This is a genomic window from Nocardia sp. SSK8, from assembly GCF_037034205.1.
In the GTDB taxonomy this organism is placed as follows: domain Bacteria; phylum Actinomycetota; class Actinomycetes; order Mycobacteriales; family Mycobacteriaceae; genus Nocardia.
This window is the reverse complement of record NZ_JBAGKD010000006.1, coordinates 90322-113569: the sequence shown is the minus strand read 5'-3', so window position 1 is coordinate 113569 and position 23248 is coordinate 90322. Positions and strand designations below refer to the sequence as shown.

General features: G+C 68.2%; 23 protein-coding genes and 3 tRNA genes. 15 read left to right on the top strand and 11 right to left on the bottom strand.

What is annotated here, in order from left to right; genetic code table 11:
• Positions 1-40 precede the first annotated feature (40 nt).
• Both WA675_RS13670 and WA675_RS13665 read left to right on the top strand, forming a co-directional pair.
• Positions 41-934, top strand: a complete 894-nt coding sequence (locus WA675_RS13670) for a hypothetical protein (RefSeq protein ID WP_336084637.1) — start codon at positions 41-43, stop codon at positions 932-934.
• The gene (locus WA675_RS13665) at positions 931-2766 is read left to right on the top strand and encodes a hypothetical protein (RefSeq protein ID WP_336084636.1); all 1836 of its coding nucleotides are present in this window, start codon (positions 931-933) and stop codon (positions 2764-2766) included. The genes WA675_RS13670 and WA675_RS13665 overlap by 4 nt, the downstream gene beginning before the upstream one ends.
• A 208-nt stretch (positions 2767-2974) precedes the next feature.
• Here the strand turns inward: WA675_RS13665 and WA675_RS13660 are convergent.
• A tRNA-Leu gene (locus WA675_RS13660) sits at positions 2975-3057 on the bottom strand.
• A 218-nt stretch (positions 3058-3275) separates the two neighbouring features.
• Here WA675_RS13660 and WA675_RS13655 point away from each other — a divergent pair.
• The 9 genes from WA675_RS13655 (at position 3276) to WA675_RS13615 (ending at position 14093) form a co-directional block, all read left to right on the top strand.
• Positions 3276-4739: a DUF3662 and FHA domain-containing protein gene (locus WA675_RS13655; protein ID WP_336084635.1), complete on the top strand. Its 1464-nt coding sequence runs from the start codon at positions 3276-3278 to the stop codon at positions 4737-4739.
• A gap of 168 nt (positions 4740-4907) precedes the next feature.
• On the top strand, positions 4908-5384 hold the full coding sequence (locus tag WA675_RS13650; protein ID WP_278260896.1) for an FHA domain-containing protein FhaB/FipA: 477 nt from the start codon (positions 4908-4910) through the stop codon (positions 5382-5384).
• On the top strand, positions 5381-6835 hold the full coding sequence (locus WA675_RS13645; protein WP_336084632.1) for a PP2C family protein-serine/threonine phosphatase: 1455 nt from the start codon (positions 5381-5383) through the stop codon (positions 6833-6835). The genes WA675_RS13650 and WA675_RS13645 overlap by 4 nt, the downstream gene beginning before the upstream one ends.
• Positions 6835-8304, top strand: coding sequence for an FtsW/RodA/SpoVE family cell cycle protein (locus WA675_RS13640; protein ID WP_336084630.1), 1470 nt, complete (start codon positions 6835-6837; stop codon positions 8302-8304). The genes WA675_RS13645 and WA675_RS13640 overlap by 1 nt, the downstream gene beginning before the upstream one ends.
• A complete protein-coding gene (locus tag WA675_RS13635) occupies positions 8301-9767 on the top strand; it encodes a peptidoglycan D,D-transpeptidase FtsI family protein (protein WP_336084628.1) in 1467 nt (488 codons plus the stop codon). The genes WA675_RS13640 and WA675_RS13635 overlap by 4 nt, the downstream gene beginning before the upstream one ends.
• A 37-nt stretch (positions 9768-9804) precedes the next feature.
• Positions 9805-11313: a protein kinase domain-containing protein gene (locus WA675_RS13630; protein WP_336084627.1), complete on the top strand. Its 1509-nt coding sequence runs from the start codon at positions 9805-9807 to the stop codon at positions 11311-11313.
• Positions 11310-13214: a Stk1 family PASTA domain-containing Ser/Thr kinase gene (gene pknB, locus WA675_RS13625; protein WP_336084626.1), complete on the top strand. Its 1905-nt coding sequence runs from the start codon at positions 11310-11312 to the stop codon at positions 13212-13214. The genes WA675_RS13630 and pknB overlap by 4 nt, the downstream gene beginning before the upstream one ends.
• A 77-nt stretch (positions 13215-13291) precedes the next feature.
• Complete coding sequence (locus WA675_RS13620; RefSeq protein ID WP_336084625.1) at positions 13292-13531, top strand: hypothetical protein; 240 nt, start codon at positions 13292-13294, stop codon at positions 13529-13531.
• Between the two features lie 142 nt (positions 13532-13673).
• A complete protein-coding gene (locus WA675_RS13615; RefSeq protein ID WP_278260902.1) occupies positions 13674-14093 on the top strand; it encodes a CBS domain-containing protein in 420 nt (139 codons plus the stop codon).
• A 21-nt stretch (positions 14094-14114) separates the two neighbouring features.
• Here WA675_RS13615 and WA675_RS13610 read toward each other — a convergent pair whose 3' ends face one another.
• The 3 genes from WA675_RS13610 to WA675_RS13600 form a co-directional block, all read right to left on the bottom strand.
• The gene (locus WA675_RS13610) at positions 14115-14573 is read right to left on the bottom strand and encodes a deaminase (protein WP_336084624.1); all 459 of its coding nucleotides are present in this window, start codon (positions 14571-14573) and stop codon (positions 14115-14117) included.
• Between the two features lie 143 nt (positions 14574-14716).
• Positions 14717-15406 carry a RibD family protein gene (locus WA675_RS13605; RefSeq protein WP_336084622.1) on the bottom strand — a complete coding sequence of 230 codons (690 nt, stop codon included), beginning with the start codon at positions 15404-15406 and terminating at the stop codon, positions 14717-14719.
• Positions 15407-15518: 112 nt separating this feature from the next.
• Positions 15519-16181: an aminodeoxychorismate/anthranilate synthase component II gene (locus WA675_RS13600; RefSeq protein WP_336084621.1), complete on the bottom strand. Its 663-nt coding sequence runs from the start codon at positions 16179-16181 to the stop codon at positions 15519-15521.
• Positions 16182-16274: 93 nt separating this feature from the next.
• Between WA675_RS13600 and crgA the strand changes: the two genes are divergently transcribed.
• Both crgA and WA675_RS13590 read left to right on the top strand, forming a co-directional pair.
• Entirely contained in the window at positions 16275-16541 is a 267-nt protein-coding gene (gene crgA / locus WA675_RS13595) for a cell division protein CrgA (protein ID WP_336084620.1), read from the top strand.
• 94 nt (positions 16542-16635) lie between these two features.
• Complete coding sequence (locus WA675_RS13590; RefSeq protein WP_336084619.1) at positions 16636-17091, top strand: PH domain-containing protein; 456 nt, start codon at positions 16636-16638, stop codon at positions 17089-17091.
• Positions 17092-17162: 71 nt separating this feature from the next.
• Here the strand turns inward: WA675_RS13590 and WA675_RS13585 are convergent, their stop codons facing one another.
• Positions 17163-17690, bottom strand: a complete 528-nt coding sequence (locus WA675_RS13585) for a peptidylprolyl isomerase (protein WP_336084618.1) — start codon at positions 17688-17690, stop codon at positions 17163-17165.
• A 69-nt stretch (positions 17691-17759) separates the two neighbouring features.
• Here WA675_RS13585 and WA675_RS13580 point away from each other — a divergent pair, with 69 nt between their 5' ends.
• Positions 17760-17936, top strand: a complete 177-nt coding sequence (locus WA675_RS13580; RefSeq protein ID WP_336084617.1) for a hypothetical protein — start codon at positions 17760-17762, stop codon at positions 17934-17936.
• A gap of 4 nt (positions 17937-17940) precedes the next feature.
• Here the strand turns inward: WA675_RS13580 and WA675_RS13575 are convergent, their stop codons facing one another.
• Together WA675_RS13575 and WA675_RS13570 are read right to left on the bottom strand one after the other, a co-directional pair.
• A complete protein-coding gene (locus tag WA675_RS13575) occupies positions 17941-18735 on the bottom strand; it encodes an ABC transporter permease (protein WP_336084950.1) in 795 nt (264 codons plus the stop codon).
• A 56-nt stretch (positions 18736-18791) separates the two neighbouring features.
• Positions 18792-19793: an ATP-binding cassette domain-containing protein gene (locus tag WA675_RS13570; RefSeq protein ID WP_336084616.1), complete on the bottom strand. Its 1002-nt coding sequence runs from the start codon at positions 19791-19793 to the stop codon at positions 18792-18794.
• 615 nt (positions 19794-20408) lie between these two features.
• Between WA675_RS13570 and WA675_RS13565 the strand changes: the two genes are divergently transcribed.
• Complete coding sequence (locus WA675_RS13565; RefSeq protein WP_442945621.1) at positions 20409-21983, top strand: serine hydrolase; 1575 nt, start codon at positions 20409-20411, stop codon at positions 21981-21983.
• On the opposite strand, the gene WA675_RS13560 is transcribed toward WA675_RS13565, so the two are convergent.
• The 4 genes from WA675_RS13560 to WA675_RS13545 all read right to left on the bottom strand — a co-directional run bounded on the left by WA675_RS13560 (position 21984) and on the right by WA675_RS13545 (position 23203).
• Positions 21984-22883, bottom strand: a complete 900-nt coding sequence (locus WA675_RS13560) for an acyl-CoA dehydrogenase family protein (protein ID WP_336084615.1) — start codon at positions 22881-22883, stop codon at positions 21984-21986.
• Between the two features lie 5 nt (positions 22884-22888).
• Positions 22889-22961 (bottom strand) — tRNA-Ala (locus WA675_RS13555).
• Between the two features lie 31 nt (positions 22962-22992).
• Positions 22993-23100 carry a DLW-39 family protein gene (locus tag WA675_RS13550; RefSeq protein WP_278260913.1) on the bottom strand — a complete coding sequence of 36 codons (108 nt, stop codon included), beginning with the start codon at positions 23098-23100 and terminating at the stop codon, positions 22993-22995.
• Between the two features lie 29 nt (positions 23101-23129).
• Positions 23130-23203: transfer RNA gene (locus tag WA675_RS13545), tRNA-Ile, on the bottom strand.
• Positions 23204-23248: the final 45 nt, after the last annotated feature.

Below are 23248 nucleotides of genomic sequence, written 5' to 3'. Positions count from 1 at the left end.
AAGCGACAAGGTTGGCGGCAGTGAGGCGCGAGAAGAGTTGGTGGACAGCTACATTCCCGACATTCCCGAGCGGGAATGGTCTGTCATCGGCAGCTTCGTCCGCACGGCTGTACGAGATTGCGCACCGGCCGGCACCACCGCGACCCGGGACCTGCTGTGGGCGTGCACGCGCTTCGTGCGGTGGTGTTGGCGCACCGCCGGTCTCGACCTCGAACGCAGCCTCGTGTTCCATCCAGCGACCGTCGCCGAGTTTCTCGCCAACGGATGCCCCGACCTCAAACCGCGCTCGGTCGCCAATCTCCGGCGACTGCTCTCGATCTGCGCTGACCGTCTACTGCCGCAGCACGCTGTGCGGCGTGTCGACGGGCCTGGACGCGTCGACCCGGCAGCCCCCTACTCGGTTGCCGAAATCGCGTCACTGGTCGCCTGGGGGTACGGGCAGCCCAGCGCGCTGCGCCGGGTCAACGCACGAGTACTGATGTCGCTCGGTCTGGGCGCGGGTCTGACCGGAGCGGAGATCGCTAGCACCCTCGTCGCAGACCTCACCGTCGACAACTGCGGCGTGCTGATCAGGGTGCGCGGTGAGCGCCCGAGAGTGGTGCCGGTCCTGGCGGTCTGGGAGCAACCGTTGATCGACCTCGTCGGGCAGGAGCTGTCCCCGGAGTCGCCCGCGTTCCTCCCGCACCGTCGACGGTCCAAGAACCTGATCACGGGATTCGCGCGACGCCCTGGGCAGGAGCCTGGACCCAACAGCTACCGGATGCGCACAACGTGGATTGTCGGGCACCTCAGCGCGGCGGTTCCCCTGTCGGCACTGATGGCCGCCTCCGGGGTGGACACCGTTCAGGGCCTGACCCGCTACACCGCGCACTTCGCCGCTGTGGACAGTGCTCGAGTACGAGAGATGCTGCGCGGCAGTCGGTCTCATCGGTGACCCGCCGGCACACGCCGGATCACGCCCAGCACATCCCTAACCATGAGGAAGCCGAACTGGCTGACCGCATGGCGAGGTTGCTGCTGATACCCGCGTACTCCGGCGAAAACTATTGCCCTCGACCGATATTCCCCACGAAATCGGTTGTCGAGGCTGTGGAGATCATCGATGCGTCGGGGCTCGTGCAGCAATTGGCCCAGTGGCGCGAACTCGACCAGCCCGCACAACGCTCCCCAGGAGGGCGGCCACCGGTTATTCCTGATCGCGACCGCGTCGTGCTCGTCGTGCTGCTGTTGCTGGCATCGGCAGAAGAACCACTGCTGATCTCGCGAGCAACAGAGGTCCTACGATCGCGGCTCAACACCAAGTCCCGGCGGCTACTCGGTGTCGATCCGCAGCGAAACGGCGGGAGCGGCGCGCACCGGGATCGGCTCTACTTCGTGCTCTGGCGGGCCTTCCACAGGCTCCTCGAGGTGATCGACCCCGCCCCCGGCACACCAGGACGCAGACTGACTTCGACCCAGATCCAAGCCATCCGAGCAGCCCGCGACCCCGACGTGTGCGGGGAGAAGCAGCGCCGGTGCGCATGGGTGGCCAACCGGCTCCTGCACGCCACATACCTGATGGTTCCCGAAACGCATCGCCACAGCTGGGCTGGTGATATCTGCATCGACGCGACCCCGATCCCGGTGTGGGGCAAACGCGGCACACCGGCACGCACCGCTGATGACCCCGGTGCCGGATGCAGCCCCGATATCGACGCCGGCTGGTACACCCGCGAGGGCGATCACCGAGACCGCTCCGGCGGCCGCGACTCGAAAACGATCTGGGCCTTCGAGGCGACCTTCGCGATCATGGCCGCCGATGAACCCGGACAGCGACCCGACTATCCACTGCTCGCCGTCGCGGTCACCCTCGACTCTCCAGGCCAACGCGTAGCCGAGAACGCCACCGCCTGCCTGGCATCACTACGGGATCGGGCGATGCCGCGCCGCTTCCTCGTCGCTGATCGCGCCTACTTCCCGAACTCCAAACCCGAAAAACTACAGCTACCAGCACGATCACTCGGCTACGAACTGGTCTTCGACTACCGGCGAGACCAGCTCGGCGTCATGACCTCACGCCACGGTGCGATCCAAGTCGAAGGCAACTGGTACTGCCCAGCGATGCCCCGCGGACTCATCGAGGCCACCGCCGAGTACCGCGACAAACACATCGACCACGACACTTACACCCAACGCATCACCCGCCGCAGCAACTACCTGCTCACTCCGAAAGCCAGCGCCGACAGCGACGGATACCGTCCGATGCGCTGCCCAGCCGCCGGACCATCGCCGACTGTGGTATGCCCGATAAAGCCCAGGGGCACAATCAACCTCGACATGCCGACCGTCCTGCAACCACCACCGATGCCACCGAAAATCTGCACCAACCGCGAGTCGGTGACTTTCGGACCCGAGGACGGCGCCAAGTACGGTCAGACCCTGCAGTACGGCACCCCCGCCTGGCGCGGCCGCTACGCCACCGCCCGCAACACCATCGAAGGATTCAACGGGTTCGTCAAAGACCCCGCCTATGGCAACCTCGCCGAACCCGGCCGCCGACGCATCCGCGGCTACACCGCCCAACTGCTCGCCGTCGCTCTCACCACCACCGCGGCCAACATCCGCAAGATACGCACATTCTTGCACCAACAGCGAGCCATCAACCAACGGCCCGAACGCCCGATCACTCGCCGTGATCAGCGGAGACACCCGAGCAGCTTGACTACCCACCTGCCACCCCAGAACGCCCCACCCGCAATCGGACCCTCAGCAGGACCACGCCGCTGACCCCATCAGCCGTTCGCAACCGGCTGCGGCGTCAACACGCCCAACTCACGAAACGAACCGCACCGACCGTCGCCGACGTCACAGGAAATACCAAAAGACCCGATCCACATCATGCGGATCGGGTCTTCTGCAATCTCTCCAGCTACTCACTGCACCAGCGATCAGGTTTCGCAAACCTGATCAGGCCGGTATCGCAAACAGCCCTTTGTGGGCGAAGGGGGACTTGAACCCCCACGTCCTTACGGACACTGGCACCTGAAGCCAGCGCGTCTGCCATTCCGCCACTCGCCCGAGCGACTCGAAAAACTTAACATGCCCGGTGGGCAAAAATAAAATCGCGCCGCTGACCTGCGGCGTTGTGAGCGCACACGGCCCGGGAACCGGGGCGGTTCGCCGGGAGTTACAGGGTTGGAGGATCGTGGATATCATGCAAGGAACGTGGTCGCGTCCGGACACGCCGTAACCAGCGTGTCCACCGGCTGGGCACGCGCACCGAAGGGAGGGCTGTGATGGGCATCGTGTCGAGATTCGAACGTCGCCTGCAGGGCGCCGTCGGTGATGTGTTCGCGCGGGTGTTCGGCGGCAGCGTCGTGCCCCAGGAGGTGGAGGCCGCGCTGCAGCGCGAAGCCGCTGATCACATCCAGGATCTGGGCGGCGGGCATCAGCTCGCGCCCAACAATTATGTGATCACCATCAACGCCTCCGATCACGGCAAGCTCGACGCCGATCACGACCTCACGACCAAGGCGTTCGCCAAACATCTGCAGGATTACATCCGCGAGCAGGGCTGGCAGACCTACGGCGAAGTACACGTGGCGTTCGAGGCATCACCTACGCTGCACACCGGACAGTTCAGAGCGAGCGGCCACGTCGACCCCGACGCCGGTCGTGGGACGGCCCCACCTCGCCCCGGACAGCCACAACGACCCGCACACCCGCAACCAGGAGCTGGCCCCATGACGCACAACTCAGGCTACGAGCCGAGCCGAGAGCCCGCGGAGTCCGATCCACGCAATCGCGGGTACGCGCCGCCGCCCGCAGGCCGTGGGGCAGCTCCAGGGGGCGCCTACCCCGACGAATACGGTCAGCAGGGCGGGTACAGCGCGCCCGACGCCCAGCAGGGCTACGGCGACGCCGCGTACGGCCAGCAGGGTGGCGAGTACCAGAACGGCTACGACCAGGGCGGGTACGGCCAGCAGGGTGGCTACGGCCAGCAAGGCGGCTACGACCAGCAGGGCGGATACGGCCAGCAGGCCTACAGCCAGCAGGGCGGCTACGGCGGCGGCCAGCAGGGCTACGCCGAACCGGGTTACGACGAGCAGGGCGGGTACGGCCAGCAAGGCGGCTACGACCAGCAAGGTGGCTACGGCCAGCAGGCGTACTCCGACCAGGGCTACGACCAGCAGCAGGGCGGTTACGGCCAGCAGGGCGGCTACGACCAGCAGGGTGGCTACGGTCAGCAGGGTGGCTACGGTCAGCAGGCGGGCTACGGCCAGCAGGCCTACGCCGAACCGGGCTACGACCAGCAGGGCGGCTACGGCGGCGGCCAGCAGCAGGGCTATGCCGATCAGGGCTACGGCCAGGAGGAGCAGGGCGGCTACGGCCAGCAGGCGGGCTACGGCCAGCAGCAGGGCGGGTACGGCCAGCAGGCAGGCGGCGCTGGCTACGGCGCGCCCGCCCAGTCCAGCTACTCGGCGACCCTCCAGCTCGACGACGGCAGCGGCCGCACCTACCAGCTGCGCGAGGGTTCCAACATCATCGGCCGCGGCCAGGACGCGCACTTCCGGCTGCCCGACACCGGTGTGTCGCGGCGCCACATCGAGGTGCGCTGGGACGGCCAGACCGCGATGCTGTCGGACCTCGGTTCCACCAATGGCACGCTGGTCAACGGCTCGCCGGTACAGGATTGGCAGCTCGCCGACGGCGACGTCATCCGGGCCGGACATTCCGAGATCCTGATCCGGATCGTCTGATCCCGTAAGCTGCGCGGTGCAGGTCACGAGTCGACGGTGTCGGCTCTATGATGCTGCCATCACACGCACGGCCCCGACCTCGGGGCCCGCAAGCCAGCACGCCGGTGGGGGTGGTTCGCCCCGCACCTGCCGTACCGACGTACCCGGGCGAACAGGAGGTGGAACGCCGTGCAGGGATTGATCCTGCAATTGACCCGCGCGGGGTTCCTGCTGCTGCTCTGGTTGTTCGTCTGGGCCGTTCTGCGGACCTTGCGCAGCGATATCTACGCGGCATCCGGCATACGGATACAGCCCAGGGCCACTCGCGGCGCACGCGGGTCCATGGGACTGCCCTCCTTCAGCCGAGGCCAGAAGGGCGCCAAGTATCTAGTGGTGACTCATGGTTCACTCGCCGGCACACGGATCACCCTCGGCACGCAACCGGTCCTGATCGGACGCGCCGACGATTCGACGCTGGTACTCACCGACGACTACGCCTCGACCAGGCACGCGCGACTGTCTCAGCGTGGTGACGACTGGTACGTGGAGGACCTCGGTTCCACCAATGGCACGTATCTCGACCGCGCGAAAGTCACCACCGCCGTCCGTGTTCCGCTCGGCACTCCGGTGCGAGTCGGCAAAACAGTGATCGAGCTGCGATCGTGACACTTGTTCTGCGCTATACAGCGCGAAGCGACCGCGGACTCGTCCGGGGCAACAACGAGGATTCGGTCTACGCGGGCGCGCGCCTGCTGGCCCTGGCCGACGGGATGGGCGGACACGCCGCCGGTGAAGTCGCCTCCCAGTTGATGATCGCCGCGCTGGCGCACCTAGACGACGACGAGCCCGGCCAGGACATCCTCGGCAAGCTCGATCGCGCCACCCGTTCCGGCAACGCCGCCATCGCCGATCACGTCGAGGCCGAGCCCGAACTCGACGGCATGGGCACCACGCTCACCGCCATCCTGTTCGCGGGCGGCAAGCTCGGCATGGTGCACATCGGCGATTCGCGCGCCTACATGCTGCGCGACGGCGAACTCACCCAGATCACCCGCGACGACACCTTCGTGCAGTCGCTGGTCGACGAGGGCCGGATCACCCCCGAGCAGGCGCACACCCATCCGCAGCGTTCGCTGATCATGCGCGCCCTCACCGGCAACGAGATCGAGCCGACGCTGATCATGCGCGAGGCGCGCGCCGGTGACCGGTATCTGCTGTGCTCCGACGGCCTTTCGGACGTGGTGAGCGACGAGACCATCGGCAACACCATGCGCGAGGGCAATACCGACGAGTGCGCCGACCGGCTGATCGAGCTGGCGCTGCGCAGCGGCGGGCCCGACAACGTCACCGTCGTGGTCGCCGACGTGATCGATCTCGACTACGGCCAGAGTCATCCGATCGTCGCGGGTGCCGCCTCCACCGAGGAGGAAGAGGACACCCCGCCGCCCAACACCGCCGCGGGCCGGGCCGCCGCCATGCGCCCGCCGCGCGCCCAGCCGCGGCGCGCCGCCGCCGCGCCCCCGCCGCCGGAGACCAAGTCGCACAAGCTGCGCTGGCTGCTGCTGTCGGTGGCGCTGATCGCCGCGGTCGCGGTCGGTCTCGTGGTGGGCTACAAGATGATTCGCAGCAACTACTACGTGGGCGCCGATCACGACCAGGTCGTGGTGATGCGCGGGCTGCCCGGCTCGATTCTGGGCTACTCGATCCACGATGTGGAGCTCACCGGCTGCGTCAACAGCAAGGGCGAGCTCACCCTCGTCGACGCGGGCGCCACCCCGCCCGCGGGCTGCAAGAAGCTCATGGTCAGCGATCTCAAGCAGACCGGTCGCGATCAGGTGCAGAAGGGCCTGCCGCCGGACTCGCTGGACAAGGCGCGCGACAGCATGAAGGTGCTGGCCGCCAAGGAACTGCTGCCGCCGTGCCCGAAGAAGGAATCGGTGCCGCAGCCCGGTGTGCTGCCGCCCGAGGTGCCCCCGGTGACGCCGGGCACGCCCACCCCCGGTCCCGATCAGCCCGCGACGCCGACCACCACCACTCCGCCGCCGCCGACCACCACCACCCCTGCCCCGCCGACGACACCGCAGATCTCAGGGGAGAACTGCCGGGTGACGGACTGATGTCCGCACCGGCACCGCCGTCGGCTGGGGCGTTCCCCAGCCCCCCTGGCGGATTCGCGCCAGCGCCGCCCCCGTCGACGCGACGCAACCAGGAGTTGCTGTTGCTGGCGGGTGCCGCGGGAATCACGACGGTGTCGCTGTTCATCGTGGAGGCGAGCCAGGAGCAGTCGGTCACCTGGGATATCGCCAAGTACGGCCTGGCCTTTCTCGCCCTGTTCGGCATCGCCCATCTGGCGGTGCGCCGGTTCGCGCCCTTCGCCGACCCGCTGCTGCTGCCGATCGTGGCGCTGCTCAACGGTCTCGGCCTGGTGCTGATCCACCGCCTCGACCTGGCCGACGCCGAGAAGGCGATCTACGACTCGAGCCCGATCCCCTCCCCCGACGCCAACCAGCAGATCATGTGGACCGGTCTGGGCATCGTGGTGTTCATCAGCCTGCTGATCGTGTTGCGTGATTACCGCACGCTGGCGCGCTACACCTACACCCTGGGCCTGGTCGGGCTGATCGCGCTGGCCATCCCGGCCTTGCTGCCGAGCCGGTTCTCCGAGGTCAACGGCGCCAAGATCTGGATCCGGCTGCCCGGATTCAGTGTGCAGCCGGGCGAATTCGCCAAGATCCTGCTGATCGTGTTCTTCGCCGGGGTGCTGGTGGCCAAGCGTGACCTGTTCACCGCGGCGGGCAAGCACTTCCTCGGCATGGAGTTCCCGCGCCCGCGCGATATGGGCCCGGTGCTCATCGTGTGGGTCGTCTGCATCGGCGTGCTGGTGCTGGAGAAGGACCTGGGCACCTCGCTGCTGATCTTCGGCACGGTGCTGGTGATGATCTACATCGCCACCGAGCGGGTGGGCTGGCTGATCATCGGCGGCGGCCTGCTGGCGCTGGGCTTCGTGTTCGCCTACCAGCTGTTCGGGCACGTGCGGGTGCGCGTGGACACCTGGCTGCACCCGTTCGACGACTACCACAACACCGGCTACCAGATCTCGCAGTCGATGTTCGGCTTCGCGACCGGCGGGCTGGCCGGGACCGGGCTGGGCAGTGGGCGTCCGCAGCAGGTGCCCTTCGCCAAGACCGACTTCATCGTCACCACCATCGGCGAGGAGCTCGGGCTGATCGGCCTGACCGCGGTGCTGATGCTGTTCCTGATCTTCATCGTGCGCGGCCTGCGCACCGCGCTGGCCGTGCGCGACAGCTTCGGCAAGCTGCTGGCGGCTGGCCTGTCGTTCACGATCGCGATCCAGATCTTCGTGGTGGTCGGCGGCGTCACCAAGCTGATCCCGCTGACCGGCCTGACCACGCCCTTCATCTCCTACGGCGGTTCGTCGCTGCTGGCCAACTACGCGCTGCTCGCGCTGCTGATCAAGATCTCCGACGCCGCGCGCGCACCGGCGCCCGCCCGTAAGCGCGCGCCCGCCCCGATCGCCGACGCGGCCACTGAGATGTTCCGACGGGAAGGCAGGGCCAGCGAATGAACACTCCGCTTCGCCGGGTCGCCGTCGCCGTGATGGTGATGGTGGTCGCGTTGCTGGTCAACGCCACCTACCTGCAGGTGGTCAAGGCCGACGATCTGCGCAGCGATCCGCGTAACTCGCGGGTGCTGCTCGACGAGTACTCGCGCCAGCGCGGCCAGATCTCCGCGGGCGGCACCGTGCTGGCCAGCTCGGTCGCCACCGACGACCGGTACAAGTATCTGCGCCAGTACCCCTCGCTGCCCGAGGCGTACGCGCCGGTCACCGGCTTCTACTCGATGCAGTACGGCAAGACCGGGCTCGAGCTGGCCGAGGACCCGCTGCTCTCGGGCAACGACTCGAGCCTGTTCGGCACCCGCCTGATCGACATGTTCTCCGGGCGCGACCCGCGCGGCGCCAATGTGCTGACCACGCTGAATCCGCTGATGCAGCAGGTCGCCTACGAGCAGATGACCTCCAAGGGCTACACCGGCGCGGTCGTCGCGATCGAGCCGAGCACCGGCAAGATCCTGACCATGGTGTCCACCCCCAGCTACGACCCCAACCAGCTCTCCGGCCACGACGGCGCGGCGGGCCGGGCGGCCTGGGAGCAGCTGAGCACCGACGAGACCCAGCCGATGCTCAATCGCGCGGTCTCGCAGACCTACCCGCCGGGCTCGACGTTCAAGACCGTGGTCACCGCGGCCGCGCTGTCCAACGGGGTGGCCGGGCCGAACGACCAGTTCACCGCCGCGCCCAACATCACCCTGCCCGGCACCAGCACCACGCTGGAGAACTACAACGGCAGCACCTGCGGCGACCAGCCGACCGCCAGCCTCTACGAGGCGTTCCGGCGCTCGTGCAACACCGCGTTCGTGGAGCTGGGGGTGAAGGTCGGCGCGTCCAAGCTCAAGGACGAGGCCGCCGCCTTCGGCATCGGCCCGCACCGCGGGGTGCCGATCCCGGTCGCCGAGTCGACCGTCGGCTCGATCCCCGACAACGCCGCGCTTGGCCAGTCCAGCATCGGCCAGCGCGATGTCGCGGTGACCCCGCTCGACGTCGCGGTGATCGCGGCGACCATCGCCAACGGCGGCACCCGGATGCAGCCGTATCTGGTCGATTCCACCCAGGCCCCTGATCTGTCCGAGCTGAGCAAGACCGAACCGGTCTCGGTCGGACAAGCGGTGACCGGGCCGGTAGCGTCGACCCTGAAAGACCTGATGATCGCCTCGGAGAGCAATACCGCGGGCGGTGGCCGCTCGGCGTACCAGATCGCGTCCAAGACCGGTACGGCCGAACACGGCAGCAATCCCCGTAACACCCCGCCACACGCCTGGTACATGGCCTTCGCGCCCGCGCAGAACCCGAAGATCGCCATCGCGGTGATCGTCGAGAACGGCGGCGACCGGGCACTGGCGGCGACCGGCGGCTCGGTGGCCGCTCCGATCGCCAGGTCGGTACTGGACGCGGGCCTGGCAGGGGGCTGAACGAAATGAGTGTGCGAGTGACAACACGGGGGCCCCGATGCTGAACAACGGCGCCATGATCGCTGACCGCTACCGCCTGCAACGGCTCATCGCCACCGGCGGCATGGGTCAGGTGTGGGAAGCGATGGACACCCGGCTCGACCGCCGGGTGGCGGTCAAGGTCCTCAAGACCGAGTTCTCGGCCGACCCGACGTTCCGTCAGCGATTCCGGACCGAGGCGCGCACCACCGCGCAGCTCAACCACTCCGGCATCGCGGGCATCTACGACTACGGCGAGACCACCGACCCCTCCGGCGGCGAGACCGCCTACCTGGTGATGGAGCTGGTCCAGGGCGAGCCGCTCAACGCGGTGCTCAACCGGATGGGCAGGCTCTCGGTGGTCCAGGGTCTGGACATGCTCGAGCAGACCGGTCGCGCGCTCGAGGTGGCCCACGCCGCGGGCGTGGTGCACCGTGACGTGAAGCCGGGCAATATCCTCGTCACCCCGACCGGCCAGGTGAAGATCACCGACTTCGGCATCGCCAAGGCGGTCGACGCCTCGCCGGTGACCAAGACCGGCATGGTGATGGGCACCGCGCAGTACATCGCGCCGGAGCAGGCCGTCGGCGAGGACGCCACCGCGGCCAGCGACGTCTACTCCCTCGGCATCGTCGGCTACGAGGCGCTGGCCGGGATGCGCCCGTTCACCGGTGAGGGCGCGATCACCGTCGCGATGAAGCACGTGCGCGACGCCCCGCCGCCGATGCCCGCCGACCTGCCGTCGAACGTGCACGAGCTCATCGCCATCACCATGGCCAAGGACCCCGCGCAGCGCTACAGCAGCGGCGGCGAGTTCGCCGACGCGGTGGCCGCCGTGCGCGCCGGGCACATGCCGCCGCCGCCCTCGGGTGCCGCGCAGCCGATGACCGGCGCGACCCGGGTGCTGCCGCCCGGCCCCACCATGGCCATCCCCGCGACCGGTGCCGACTACGACGGCGCCACCATGCGTTTCGGCAACCAGCCCGCCGGTGGTTACGGCGGCCCGCCGACCCAGGCCGCGGGTGCCGCCGCGGCGGCGGCCGCGCCCACGCACGACCGTCGCAACAACCAGAAGTGGCTGATCGCGCTCGGTATCGGCGCGCTGCTGCTCGGCGGCGGTGTGTTGTGGTTGCTGTTCGGCGGCGAACCCAACCGGGGCAGTACCACCCCGACAGTGCAGACCACCCAGCCGCTGCCCCCGCCCGCGACCACCACGTCGGCTCCGCAGGTGATCATCCCGCCGTCGGAGGCGCCGACCACCACCGCGCCGCCGGAACCGACGACGACCACCCCGGAACCGACCACGACGACACCGGAACCGACGACGACCACCCCGGAACCGACGACGACCACCAAACCCAAGCCGACGACCACCACTCCCAAAACCACCACCTCGCAAGCGCCGACCACGACCACCGAGCCCGCCTCCGACCTCACCACCACCCGTCGGCCGCCCCGCCTGCCCACCTTCGACTTGCCCTTCCCGGACGACGACAACGTCGTGGGCCCGAACATAGGACAGCCATGACCACCCCGAAGAATCTCTCCTCGCGGTACGAGCTGGGCGAGATCATCGGATTCGGTGGCATGTCGGAGGTGCACAAGGCTCGTGACGTGCGGCTGTCCCGCGATGTCGCGATCAAGGTGCTGCGCGCCGACCTGGCCCGCGACCCCACGTTCTACCTGCGCTTCAAGCGCGAGGCGCAGAACGCGGCCGCGCTGAACCACCCGGCGATCGTGGCCGTCTACGACACCGGCGAGGCCACCGTCGACGGCGGCCCGCTGCCCTACATCGTGATGGAGTACGTCGAGGGCGACACCCTGCGCGACATCGTGCGCGGCAAGGGCCCGCTCGCGCCGCGCAAGGCGATGGAGATCGTGGCCGACGTGTGCGCCGCGCTCGATTTCAGCCATAAGGCCGGGATCGTGCACCGCGATATGAAGCCCGCCAACATCATGATCAACCGCGCCGGTGCGGTGAAGGTGATGGACTTCGGTATCGCCCGCGCGATCGCCGACAGCTCCAACCCGATGACCCAGACCGCCGCGGTGATCGGCACCGCGCAGTACCTCTCGCCCGAGCAGGCGCGCGGCGAGACAGTGGACGCGCGCTCGGATGTGTACTCGGTGGGCTGCGTGCTCTTCGAGATCCTCACCGGGCAGCCGCCGTTCACCGGCGACTCCCCGGTCGCGGTGGCGTATCAGCACGTCAAGGAGGATCCGCCGCTGCCGTCGTCGGTGAATCCCGGCGTGCCGCGCGAACTGGATTCGGTGATCCTCAAGGCGATGGCCAAGAACCCGGCCAACCGCTACCAGACCGCCGCGGAGATGCGCGCCGATCTGATCCGGGTGCTCGGCGGGCAGAAGCCGAGCGCGCCGATGGTGATGAACGACGAAGATCGCACCACCATCATGGATTACGACGACGAGCCCGCCCCGCGCGGTTTCCGGGACCGGCGTGACGACACCTCCGAGCAGGCCGCCATCGCCCCGCCCGCCGAGGGCCGCAACCGCACCGGGCTGATCGCGCTCGGCGTGGCCGCCGCGCTGGCGGTGGCGTTCGGGCTGTTCTGGGTGCTGGTCGGGCCGGGCAGCAAGCCCGACCAGATCGCCGTGCCCGATGTATCCGGGCAGTCCAAGCAGCAGGCGCAGTCCGCGCTGGTCAAGGCCGGTTTCCACGTGGCCACCGAGGACAAGCCCGACAGCCGGGTGATCCCCGGCAATGTCATCGCGACCCAGCCGCTGGGCGGTTCGCGCATCGACGAGGGCAGCACCGTCACCCTGCAGATCTCCACCGGCCCCGCGCAGGTGCAGGTCCCCAAGCTAGAGGGCATGACCCAGGAGCGCGCCGAGCAGTCGCTCAACGCGATCGGCCTGAGCATCGACCCGCAGATCCAGCGCAAAGCCTCCAGCATCGCCGAGACCGACAAGGTGATCGAGACCGAACCGCGGGTGGGCACCTGGGTGAGCATCGATCTGCCGATCACGCTGATCATCGGCAGCGGTCCCGAGCAGGTCCCGGTTCCGTATGTAGTCGGTCAGCTGATCAGTGCCGCAGAACCGAACCTGACCAAGACCGCGGGCTTCAAGATCGAGGTCGTCGAGATTCCGAGCACTCAGCCGAAAGGCACGGTAGTGAGCACCGATCCGCCCGCCGGAACGTCCGCAGACAAGGGCTCCATGGTGACGGTGCAGGTCTCGGCAGGTGACACCATCACGATTCCGGACCTGACCGGACAGACGGCGACCGAAGCCCAGTCCACGCTCAAAGCCCTAGGATGGACCGGTCAGCTCAATGTCGTGAAGATTCTCACCCTGGACGGCTCCCAGAACGGGAAAACGGTCAGCCAGTCCCCGCGCGCGGGATCGACAGCGAGAATTACCGATACGATCGCGATCACGATCGCCGAGACCCTCGGTGGCCGATAGCGGCGTTCGAATCCTCTTGAATCAGAACACTTCTCGCCCGTAGACTGCGGCGGCAAGCAACTGAATGGGGGAGGAACATGTACCGCAAGGCATTCACCACCGGCGCGGCTTTTGCGATGCTGGCAATCGGTGGCCAGGGGTTCGCATCCGCTGACATGACCGACTATGACAGCCTCAACGGGCCTTGGCCGACAGAGGCCGCCTGTCAGACTGCTGCGGCAAATCTCAACTCGAACGGACGGAACCCAACGACCGAGTGCTACCAGATCGCGGGTCGGGACGGCTGGTACTTCCGGTACGCGGTGATCATCGACTGAGGTCGGGACTCCCGCATTACATCACCGACCCGCGCTAGTGCGGGAGGTCTCGATTGCGTGGAGAACCTGTCTGCCGGGCCGCGACCGGCGCAGAATGAGGCTGCTCATCCCACCCAGCAACGCTGACAGAGGAGGTAGCCCCATGACCATGGCCAGGGACATCATGAAGCCGGGCGCGCAGTGGATCACCCGCGGCGACACCGTGGCAACCGCCGCGGCGGCGATGGCCGATCTCGGCGTGGGCTCGCTGGTCGTCGCCGACGACAACGAGCGCATGTGCGGCATCATCACCGATCGCGACATCGTGGTGAAGTGCGTCGCGCTCGGCCTGTCCCCCGAGACCACGACCGCGGCCGAACTGTGTGAGTCGACGCCGCGCTGGGTCAGCGCGGACGCGGATGTGGAAGAGGTGCTCGATCAGATGGAAGGGCACCGGGTCAAGCGGATGCCGGTGATCGAGAACAAGCGGCTGGTCGGCATGATCAGCGAGGCCGATCTGGCCCGCCACCTCGACGACAACCAGCTCGGCGAGTTCGTGACGGCCATCTACGGGCGGCCCTGACCACAGCGCAGATCCAGAACCTCAGCGCAGATCCAGATGGGAGTTCATCGACCTGGCCTCGGCGGCCAGGTCGGTCAACTCCACCACCCGCACGCCGTGCTCGCGCAATTTATCCACACCCTCGCAGGCGGCGACGAACAGGCTGGGCTCGCGCCAGGCGATCACCACGGTGGGGATGCCCGCGGCCAGGATGCGGTCGGTGCACGGCAGGCGGGTCGCGGTGGCGCGGGTGGAGCACGGTTCGAGGGTGCTGTAGATGGTCGCCCTGGTCAGACGGGGGTCGTCGGCGTCGAGCTTGTTGAGCGCCGATTCCTCGGCGTGCACCTTCTCGTCGGTCTCGCGCGAGTATCCCCAGGCGATCTCCACCCCGTCGGCGACGATGACCGCGCCCACCGAATAGGCCGTCGAGCTGGGCGGGCACCGCCGCGCGAGCTCGATGGCCCTGTGCATGAAGCGGTGGTCGGTGTCCTCGTCGCTCATCCGAATCCCCTGCTGGTCGAAGTTATCCACAGCTATCGGCAGATGTGGATTCTGTCATGTTCAGGTGTGCAGAGATCTGGCCGACAACGTGTGAATACCGCTATATCCGCAGGTGAACCCTGGTAATTCACCCACAGAACCGGTTAGTCGACGGCGTTTTCCCCAGGGCCGACCAGGTAGTTCAGCACAGCGACATCCCCAAGTTGTTCCACACCCGCCAGCCGCAGCCTGCGCTGTGCACCACCGGGGAACCGGGCGGGGCCGACGAAGCGCGGGGCCGCCGGGTCACCGACCAGGATCGGGGCGACGGCCAGGCGGATCTCGTCGACGAGGTCGGCGGCGAGGAAGCCGGTATGCATCCCGGTGCCGCCCTCGACCATGAGCCGGTGGATGCCGCGCGCGGCGAGGTCGTCGAGCAGGGCGGGCAGGGCGAGCCGCCCGCCGAGCGGGATCACCTCGGCCAGCCCGGCCAGCCGGTCACCGAGCCGGGCCGCGCCCGCCGCGCCGGTGTAGACCAGCTTCGCGCCGCCGGTGTGCCAGAACCGGAGTTCGGGATCGAGATCGCCGGACTCGGTGACGGTCACCTTCACCGGATACTCCGGCTTGCCCGCCGCGACCCGCTCGGCCCGCCGCTCGGCGCTGTTCACCAGCAGGCGGGGATTGTCGGCGCGCAGGGTCTTGGCACCGACCAGGATCGCGTCCGATTCGGCCCGCACCTGGTCGACCCGGTCGAAATCGGCGCTGTTGGACAGCAGTAGCCGTTGGGCGCTCGCATCATCGATGTAGCCGTCGAGGCTTGCCGCCACCGACAACAACACCCACGGCTTACTCACTGTGTCATCAGCGGCTGGCGCCGCACTCCGCGGCCCTGTGGGCCTCGATTCTTCCCTCCGCCGTTCAGTCGCTGCGCTCCTTCTCTCTGTCAGTCCAGAATCGAGGCGGCCGCTACGTCGTGACCAGCGCCGCGACCTCCGCCTCAAGTGCCGAGACCAGTGCCTCGGACGGCCGCTCGCCGCACACCTCGAGCCAGTTGGCCAGCATCCGGTGCCCGCCCTGGGTGAGCACGGACTCCGGGTGGAACTGCACGCCGTGAATCGGCAGGGTGCGGTGGCGCATGGCCATCACGATGCCGCTCTCGGTGTGGCCGACCACCTCGAGTTCCTCGGGCATGGTCTCCGGGAGCACGGTCAGCGAGTGGTAGCGGGTGGCGGTGAAAGGGTCGGGCAGCCCGGCCAGCACGCCGGAGCCCAGGTGGTATACCGAGCTGGTCTTGCCGTGCAGCAGTTCCGGTGCCCGGTCGACGGTGCCGCCGAACGCCTCGCCGATGGCCTGATGCCCCAGGCACACGCCGAGCAGTGGCGTGTTGTGCTTCGCGGCGGCGTGGACCAGCGGGATGCTCGCGCCCGCGCGGTCGGGGCTGCCGGGGCCGGGGCTCACGAGTACGCCGTCGAAGGCGCCGCCCTCGTCACCGCGGGTGAGCAGGGTGTCCAGATCGGCCAGGCGCGGGTCGTCGTTGCGCCAGACCACGGCCTCGGCCCCAAGCTGGCCGAGGTACTGCACCAGGTTGAATACGAAGCTGTCGTAGTTGTCGACGACCAATACACGCATGCGTCGAGGGTACGTGCCGACCCCGTAGGTCGTCGCATCCATTACCTGGTGGGATAGCCTAGAGGTTACTTATACGCCGAATTCGAGGACGTCATGCCCAAGTCCAAGGTCCGCAAGAAGGCCGATTACACCCCGAGCCCCGCCAGCCGCACGCCGGTCAAGGTGAAAGCCGTGGGTCCGTCGCCGGTCTGGTACGTCGCGATCATGCTTGGCTTCATGCTCGCCGGCCTGGCGTGGCTCATCATCTACTACCTGGCGCAGGAGCACATCGGCTGGATGTACGACCTCGGCGCCTGGAACTTCCTGATCGGTTTCGGCCTGATGGTGGTCGGCCTGATCATGACCATGCGATGGCGCTGAGCGGTCCCCAGGCTGCGGATTACACCTGTGTAATTCATGCACACCTGTGGATGAAGCTGTGGACAACTCGAGGAGTAATGGGGAGACACGCCGCGTGAGCACAGGCCAGCCCGCCGCCAGCACGTCGTGGACCACGCCGCTGGGCGGTCTGCTCGCCGTCGCGGGCGGTGGAATCCTGCTGGTCGTGGCGGCGATCCTCGCCTCCGACGGGCCGAGCAGGCTGCTCGTCGGCCTCGCCGCGTTCGCGGTGCTGGCCATGACCGTGCTCGGCGTCCGGCAACGCCCCCGGCTGACCATGATCCCCGGCCCGGCCCCGCGCCTGGTCGTCGGCACGCTCACCGGCCCCCAGGAATACCCACTGGACCGCATCGACCGGATCCGGATGGTCTCCTACCGCCGCCTCGGCCGCAAGAGCGCCATGCTCGAGGTCGACGTCCAGCACAACGACACCGAGCGCCTGCTGATCTTCGGCCGCTGGGACCTGGGCACCAACCCCCACGATGTGTACGACGCCCTCGTCGTCAACGGCTTCGCCTCGGTGAGCGACTGAGCGCAAAGGTTTCACGTGAAGCAAAGAACTCCCCGCCGCGTTCACGCGACGGGGAGTTCTTCGTTCGGGCCTCAGTCGATAGTGATGCCGGAGATGATCACTGGGTCTTCCGGGCGGTCGTTGCGGTCGGTTTTCACCGAGCCGATCGCGTCGACGACCTTGCGCGAATCCTCATCGACCAGCTCGCCGAAGATGGTGTTCTTGCTGTTCAGATGCGGCTGCGGGGCGACCGTGATGAAGAACTGCGAGCCGTTGGTCCCTGGCCCGCCGTTGGCCATGGCCAGCAGATAGCCGCGATCGAAACTCAGTTCGGGATGGAACTCGTCGTCGAATTCGTAGCCGGGCCCACCGCGCCCGCTACCGGTGGGATCGCCGCCCTGGATCATGAATCCCGGGATCACCCGGTGGAAGACGGCACCGTCGTAGAACGGACCCGATTCCGTGCCCCCCGCGTTGCTGGTGGTGTACGGGGCGGTGCCATCGACCAGGGCGAGGAAGTTGCGCACCGTGTTCGGCGCGTGATTACCGAAGAGCGCGATCTTGATGTCACCGTGGTCGGTGTGCAGCGTCGCCACGGCCGTCTGGTTGGGTGAGGTCACGCAGTTATGGTGCCACCGGGACGGCGCGAGACCGGGAACCCGCGCGGGAGCGTCTCGTACAGTGGTCGCATGAAGCTTCGTAACCCGCTCATCGCCTCGCTCGCGATCGCCGGCGCGGGCGCGCTGGCCTGGTTCGCCCGCAGCAAGCGCCCCCAGCTCCCCGAGCCCGCCGCCGAACCCCCGCGCCTCGGCTACTCCCGCAACGGCTCCGCGCCGGCCCCCGGGGTGGAGACCGGCGCGCACTGAGCCGTCAGCGGCTCACCGACTTCTTGTACTGCAGCTGCGCCAGCGGTACGAACACCACCAGGATCACCACGATCCACACCAGCGACGTCACCACCGGATGCTGCATCGGCCACGCGTCCGAGGGTGGCACCACCGGGCTGGTGTTGCCGAACAGATCGCGGACCGCCTGGGTGAGCGCCGACATGGGATTCCATTCGGCGAACACCTTCAGCGGACCGGGCAGGTCCTGGATCGGGACGAAGGCGTTGGACAGGAACGTCAGCGGGAAGATCACCATGAAGCTGGCGTTGTTGAACACCTCCGGTGCCCGCACCAACAGCCCGACCACCGCCATCATCCACGACAGCGCGTAGGCGAACAGCAGCATCAGCACATACGCCAGCACCGCGTCGAGGAACGAGCCGCGGATGCGCCAGCCGACCACCAGACCGGTCAGCGACATCACCACCAGGCTCACGATATTGATCACCACATCGCTGATCGTGCGGCCGACCAGCACCGCCGAGGGCGCCATCGGCAGCGAGCGAAAGCGGTCGATGATGCCCTTCTGCATGTCCTCGGCCAGGCCCGCGCCGGTGAACGAGGCGCCGAACACCACCGTCTGCACGAAGATGCCCGCGATGAGGAATTCGCGGTAGCCGCCCTCCATGCCGGGCACCTTGATCGCCGAGCCGAAGATGTAGGCGAACAGCAGCACGAACATGATCGGCGAGAGCGTGGTGAAGATCAGCACGTCGGGCACGCGCTTGATCTTGATGACATTGCGCTTGGCGATGGTCACGCTGTCGCTGACCACCATGGTCAGCCGCTCCCCCAGCCCGGGCGGTGTCACCTGCGCGGTGTCGGTCGAGACGCTCATCGGTTCCGTCCTTCCGTGGCACCCGCGGTCTGCACCTCGGCGCCACCGTTGATCAGGTCCTCGGCCTCGTGCCCGGTGAGGGTGAGGAATACGTCGTCGAGCGAGGGTCGGCGCAGGGCGACGTCGTTGATGGTGACCTTGTGTTCGGTGAGCCTGCCGATGGCGGTCACCAGGTCCTGGGAGCCGTCGGCGACCGGGACGATGAGCTTGCGCAGGCCGGGTTCGAGGTGGATCTCGCCGTCGGCGAGGCCGACGAGCACCTGCTGGGCGACGGCCAGCTGGTCGGTGTCGGCGACGGTGAGTTCGATGCGGTCGCCGCCGACGAGGGCCTTGAGTTCGTCGGAGGTGCCGCGGGCGATGACCGTGCCGTGGTCGATCACCGCGATGGAATCGGCGAGGCGGTCGGCCTCGTCCATGTACTGGGTGGTGAGCAGCAGGGTGGTGCCGCCCGCGACGAGTTCCTCGATGACGTCCCAGAGATCGAGCCGGGCGCGCGGGTCCAGGCCGGTGGTCGGTTCGTCGAGGAACAGCACCGGCGGGTTGGCCACCAGGGCGCCCGCCAGGTCCAGGCGCCTGCGCATGCCGCCGGAGTAGCCCTTCACCGGGCGGTCGGCGGCGTCGCTGAGGCGGAACCGGTCGAGCAGTTCGCGGGCGCGTTCCTTACTGCGCTGGGTGCCCAGGTGGTAGAGCCTGCCGACCATCTCGAGGTTCTCGAAGCCGGTGAGGTACTCGTCGACCGCGGCGTACTGGCCGGAGGCGCCGATGTGCGAGCGCAGGGCCTGGGGATTGTTGATGACGTCGATGCCCGCCACGGTGGCGCGGCCTTCGTCGGGGACGAGCAGGGTGGTGAGTACGCGAACGGTCGTGGTCTTCCCCGCGCCGTTCGGGCCGAGTAGCGCGGTGACGGTACCTTCCGGGACGGACAGGTCGAGTCCGTCCAGGGCAGTGAGCTGCCCGTACCGTTTGACCAAACCCTCGGCGACGATTGCGTCGGGCATGATTCTCCCTGGTGTCGTAGGTGTCGCGTGATGCTCGCCTCAGTATTGCGGGACCCACCGACAAGTCGCATCCCCCTTTTCCGGTGGCGTCCCGGTGCCAGGTGTACACCGATGTTCGACATGCCGAGGGGTCGCGACACGCGGCGAATCGGACTGATTTTTCGTCTCCCACGACAACGCGGCATCCGCCGACCTGGTCGCCACCGGCGCGGACCGACAGGAACATGTTCACCGTGATTCCGTCGTAAAACCTTGCGTACCAGCTCTTTCGGATCGTCGTAAAGCAACCGTCGGGCGACCCACCGGCACCGCGGGGGCGCACCGGGCACCCCGGATGAACATCCACCACCGGCGCGCGCCGAAAAATATCGGAAACTGGTTCGTTGCGCGTACACGAATTCCGCACATATCGCGTAGGATCGTTCACGTCGGCCCCTCCCCCCCGGGCCGACCCTACGCGGGCCTCGGCTAACTCCCCCCCTTCGCCGAGGCCCGCTCCCCATTTTCCGGCAAGGTTGCAGCTCGGGCCGTCGACGACGGCGTCCCGGCTCCCTGCCCCGTCACAGTCCAGCCACGATCCCGCGATCGCCCGGCAACCGGGACTATCGTCGCCCCATGGTGCCTGCCCGTGGCGCGATCGCGGCGGTGGTCGTCTCGCTGACGATCCTGATGGGCTGCGCCGATTCCACCGACGACGAGCACACCGCGAGCCCCACGACCACCACGGCGCTGCCGCCGAATCAGGTGGCCGGTGTCGACCTGCCGCACGACGCGGTCGACGACGCCGTCGACGAGCTCGACGACCTGGTCGCCTCGCTGATGGACGACACCCACATCCCCGGCATGGCGGTGGCCGTCGTGCACGGCGGGAAGACGGTGTACGCCAAGGGTTTCGGCGTCCGCCAGGAGGGCGCGCCGGACAAGGTCGACACCGATACCGTCTTCCAGCTGGCCTCGGTGTCGAAGTCGGTCGCCGCGACCGTGGTCGCCAGCCAGGTCGGCGCGGGCCGGGTCGACTGGACCACGCCTGTCGTCGAGCACCTGCCCGGTTTCGCGCTGGCCGACCCGGCCACCACCGCCGAGCTCACCGTCGGCGATCTGCTCGCGCACCGCAGCGGCCTGCCCGATCACGCGGGCGACCGGCTGGAGGACATCGGCTACGACCAGGCCGCCATCCTGGACAAGCTGCGTCTGGAACCGCTGGCCCCGTTCCGGATCACCTACGAGTACACCAATTTCGGCTTCACCGCGGGCGCCGAGGCGGTGGCCGCGGCGGCGGGTACCGACTGGGCCCAGCTCTCGGCCGACGCCGTCTACGGCCCGCTGGGCATGACCTCGACCAGTTCCCGCTTCGCCGATTTCCAGGCCAGGCCCAATCGCGCCGTGGGACACGTGAACATCGACGGCGAGTGGGTCGCGCGCTCGGTGCGCGATCCCGACGCCCAATCCCCGGCGGGCGGCGTGAGTTCCTCGATCGAGGACATGGCCCGCTGGCTGACCATGCTGCTCGCCGACGGCGCCCCCATCGCCCCCGCCGACGCGCTGCTGCCCGCGATCACCCCGCAGGTGATCTCCGCCCCCGCGACCGCTCCCACCGCCCGCGCGGGCAACTACGGCTACGGCTTCAACGCCTCGACCTCCCCGGCAGGCCGCACCACCTACAGCCACTCCGGCGCGTTCGCGCTGGGCGCGGCCACCAACTTCCTGGTGATCCCGTCGGCCGACGTGGCCATCGTCGCGCTCACCAACGCCGCCCCGATCGGCGTACCGGAGGCGCTCACCGCCGAGTTCGCCGATCTGGTGCAGTTCGGCGAGATCCGTGAGGACTGGCGCACGCTGTACCACGACGTCATCGCCCCGCTCGGCGATCCCGAAGGCGACCTGGCGGGCCAACCGGCCCCGGCGAATCCCGCACCCGCCCAACCGCTGCCGAGCTACACCGGCACCTACGCCAACGAGTACTGGGGCCCGGCCACCATCACCGAGACCCCGCAGGGCCTGACGTTGAGCATCGGCCCGGCGGGCCAGACCTACCCGCTGACGCACTGGGACGGCGACACCTTCGCCTTCGTCCCCACCGGCGAGAACGCCCCGACCGGCAGCCGCTCCTCGGTGGTCTTCACCGGCGACACCGTCACCATCGACTTCTTCGACGCCGACGGCCTGGGCACCTTCACCGAGGGCGGCTGATCACCCCAGCGACTCCCAGGCCGCCCGCAACCGCGCGGCCCTGACCTTGCCCGCCACCCCGAGCAGCGGCGCGTCCCGCTCCCACCGGCTCCGGACCTCCGGGTCGACGGTGTCCCACAGGGATTCCTGTTCGGCGCGCAGCCGGGTGAGCCGATCGAACACGCCGCCGAGCGCGATGTGCACGCCCGGCGAGCCGGGATTCTCAGCCCCGAGCCCACGCACGGCCGCAAACAGCGCCAGCAGCTGTTCTACGGCCTCGGCGGGCCATCCGGACGTGCGGGCCACCCGCAGCAGCTGACCGAGCACAGCGGCGACCACGTGGACGTCCTCGACGGTCCGGAACGGCTTGAGGTACTCGGTGTAACCGTCACCGGGCAGCAGCTCGCCCGGCGCGGCGGTGAACTCGACGCTCGCGTGCGGGATCTCGGGCGCGAAGGGCAGCTCCGGTAGCGGGGTCACCACGGCCGCGGCACCCGCGTCGACGAGCACCGCCCGCAATAGCGGCCTGCCGTCGGCCTGTTCGCCCGCGCGCGCGATCACCAGGAACCGGGTCGCGAAGGTCCCGAGCGTGGCGAAGGATTTGGTGCCGGTGACAAGACCGTCCGCGCTCACCGTGGTGGCGATGGCCGAGGGGCGCCCGCCGCCGGTCTCGGTGGCACACATCGACACCAGGTCGGCGGGGTCGAGCGTGGGCACCAGCGCGCGCAGCGCCTCTTGATACCCACCGAGGAAGGCCGATCCTGTTCCCGCGCTGTCGAATCCGGCGATCGCGGCGCGATCGAGGGTATTCGGGAAATCGGCGGCCATGGCGCGGTGCCGGGCCAGGGCGGCGGGCACATCGAGCGCGGTGGATTCGCCGGGAACGGCGGAGACCAGGAAATCGAAAACCGAGGAATTCACAGAAGTGGAGCCTAGGGGAATCGAACCCCTAACCCCTGCCTTGCAAAGGCAGTGCTCTGCCAATTGAGCTAAGGCCCCTTGCTGGCGTCAACCAGTTGGCACACCCGAATCAGCGGGTGGTGACCTCTTTCCAGAGGTCAGCGTCATCGCGCTTGCGGAATTTGGTGATACCGATGAGAACCGCGATCACAACACCGACCGTGAGGACAATCTTCATGATTCCCACCCTACTGTGATGTTCGGGAGTGGGCCTAGGAGGACTTGAACCTCCGACCTCTTCGTTATCAGCGAAGCGCTCTAACCGCCTGAGCTATAGGCCCGAACACGTTCCGACCCCCTGCCGGAGCAGTGAACCGCAACGAGAA

Coding starts and splice junctions, on each gene's coding strand:
- WA675_RS13580 (WP_336084617.1), top strand. CDS start 17,760: ATGAAGCTTCGTAACCCGCTCATCGCCTCGCTCGCGATCGCCGGCGCG.
- WA675_RS13620 (WP_336084625.1), top strand. CDS start 13,292: ATGTACCGCAAGGCATTCACCACCGGCGCGGCTTTTGCGATGCTGGCA.
- WA675_RS13615 (WP_278260902.1), top strand. CDS start 13,674: ATGACCATGGCCAGGGACATCATGAAGCCGGGCGCGCAGTGGATCACC.
- WA675_RS13635 (WP_336084628.1), top strand. CDS start 8,301: ATGAACACTCCGCTTCGCCGGGTCGCCGTCGCCGTGATGGTGATGGTG.
- WA675_RS13610 (WP_336084624.1), bottom strand. CDS start 14,573: ATGAGCGACGAGGACACCGACCACCGCTTCATGCACAGGGCCATCGAG.
- WA675_RS13570 (WP_336084616.1), bottom strand. CDS start 19,793: ATGCCCGACGCAATCGTCGCCGAGGGTTTGGTCAAACGGTACGGGCAG.
- WA675_RS13600 (WP_336084621.1), bottom strand. CDS start 16,181: ATGCGTGTATTGGTCGTCGACAACTACGACAGCTTCGTATTCAACCTG.
- WA675_RS13630 (WP_336084627.1), top strand. CDS start 9,805: ATGCTGAACAACGGCGCCATGATCGCTGACCGCTACCGCCTGCAACGG.
- pknB (WP_336084626.1), top strand. CDS start 11,310: ATGACCACCCCGAAGAATCTCTCCTCGCGGTACGAGCTGGGCGAGATC.
- WA675_RS13640 (WP_336084630.1), top strand. CDS start 6,835: ATGTCCGCACCGGCACCGCCGTCGGCTGGGGCGTTCCCCAGCCCCCCT.
- crgA (WP_336084620.1), top strand. CDS start 16,275: ATGCCCAAGTCCAAGGTCCGCAAGAAGGCCGATTACACCCCGAGCCCC.
- WA675_RS13655 (WP_336084635.1), top strand. CDS start 3,276: ATGGGCATCGTGTCGAGATTCGAACGTCGCCTGCAGGGCGCCGTCGGT.
- WA675_RS13550 (WP_278260913.1), bottom strand. CDS start 23,100: ATGAAGATTGTCCTCACGGTCGGTGTTGTGATCGCGGTTCTCATCGGT.
- WA675_RS13565 (WP_442945621.1), top strand. CDS start 20,409: ATGGTGCCTGCCCGTGGCGCGATCGCGGCGGTGGTCGTCTCGCTGACG.
- WA675_RS13575 (WP_336084950.1), bottom strand. CDS start 18,735: ATGGTGGTCAGCGACAGCGTGACCATCGCCAAGCGCAATGTCATCAAG.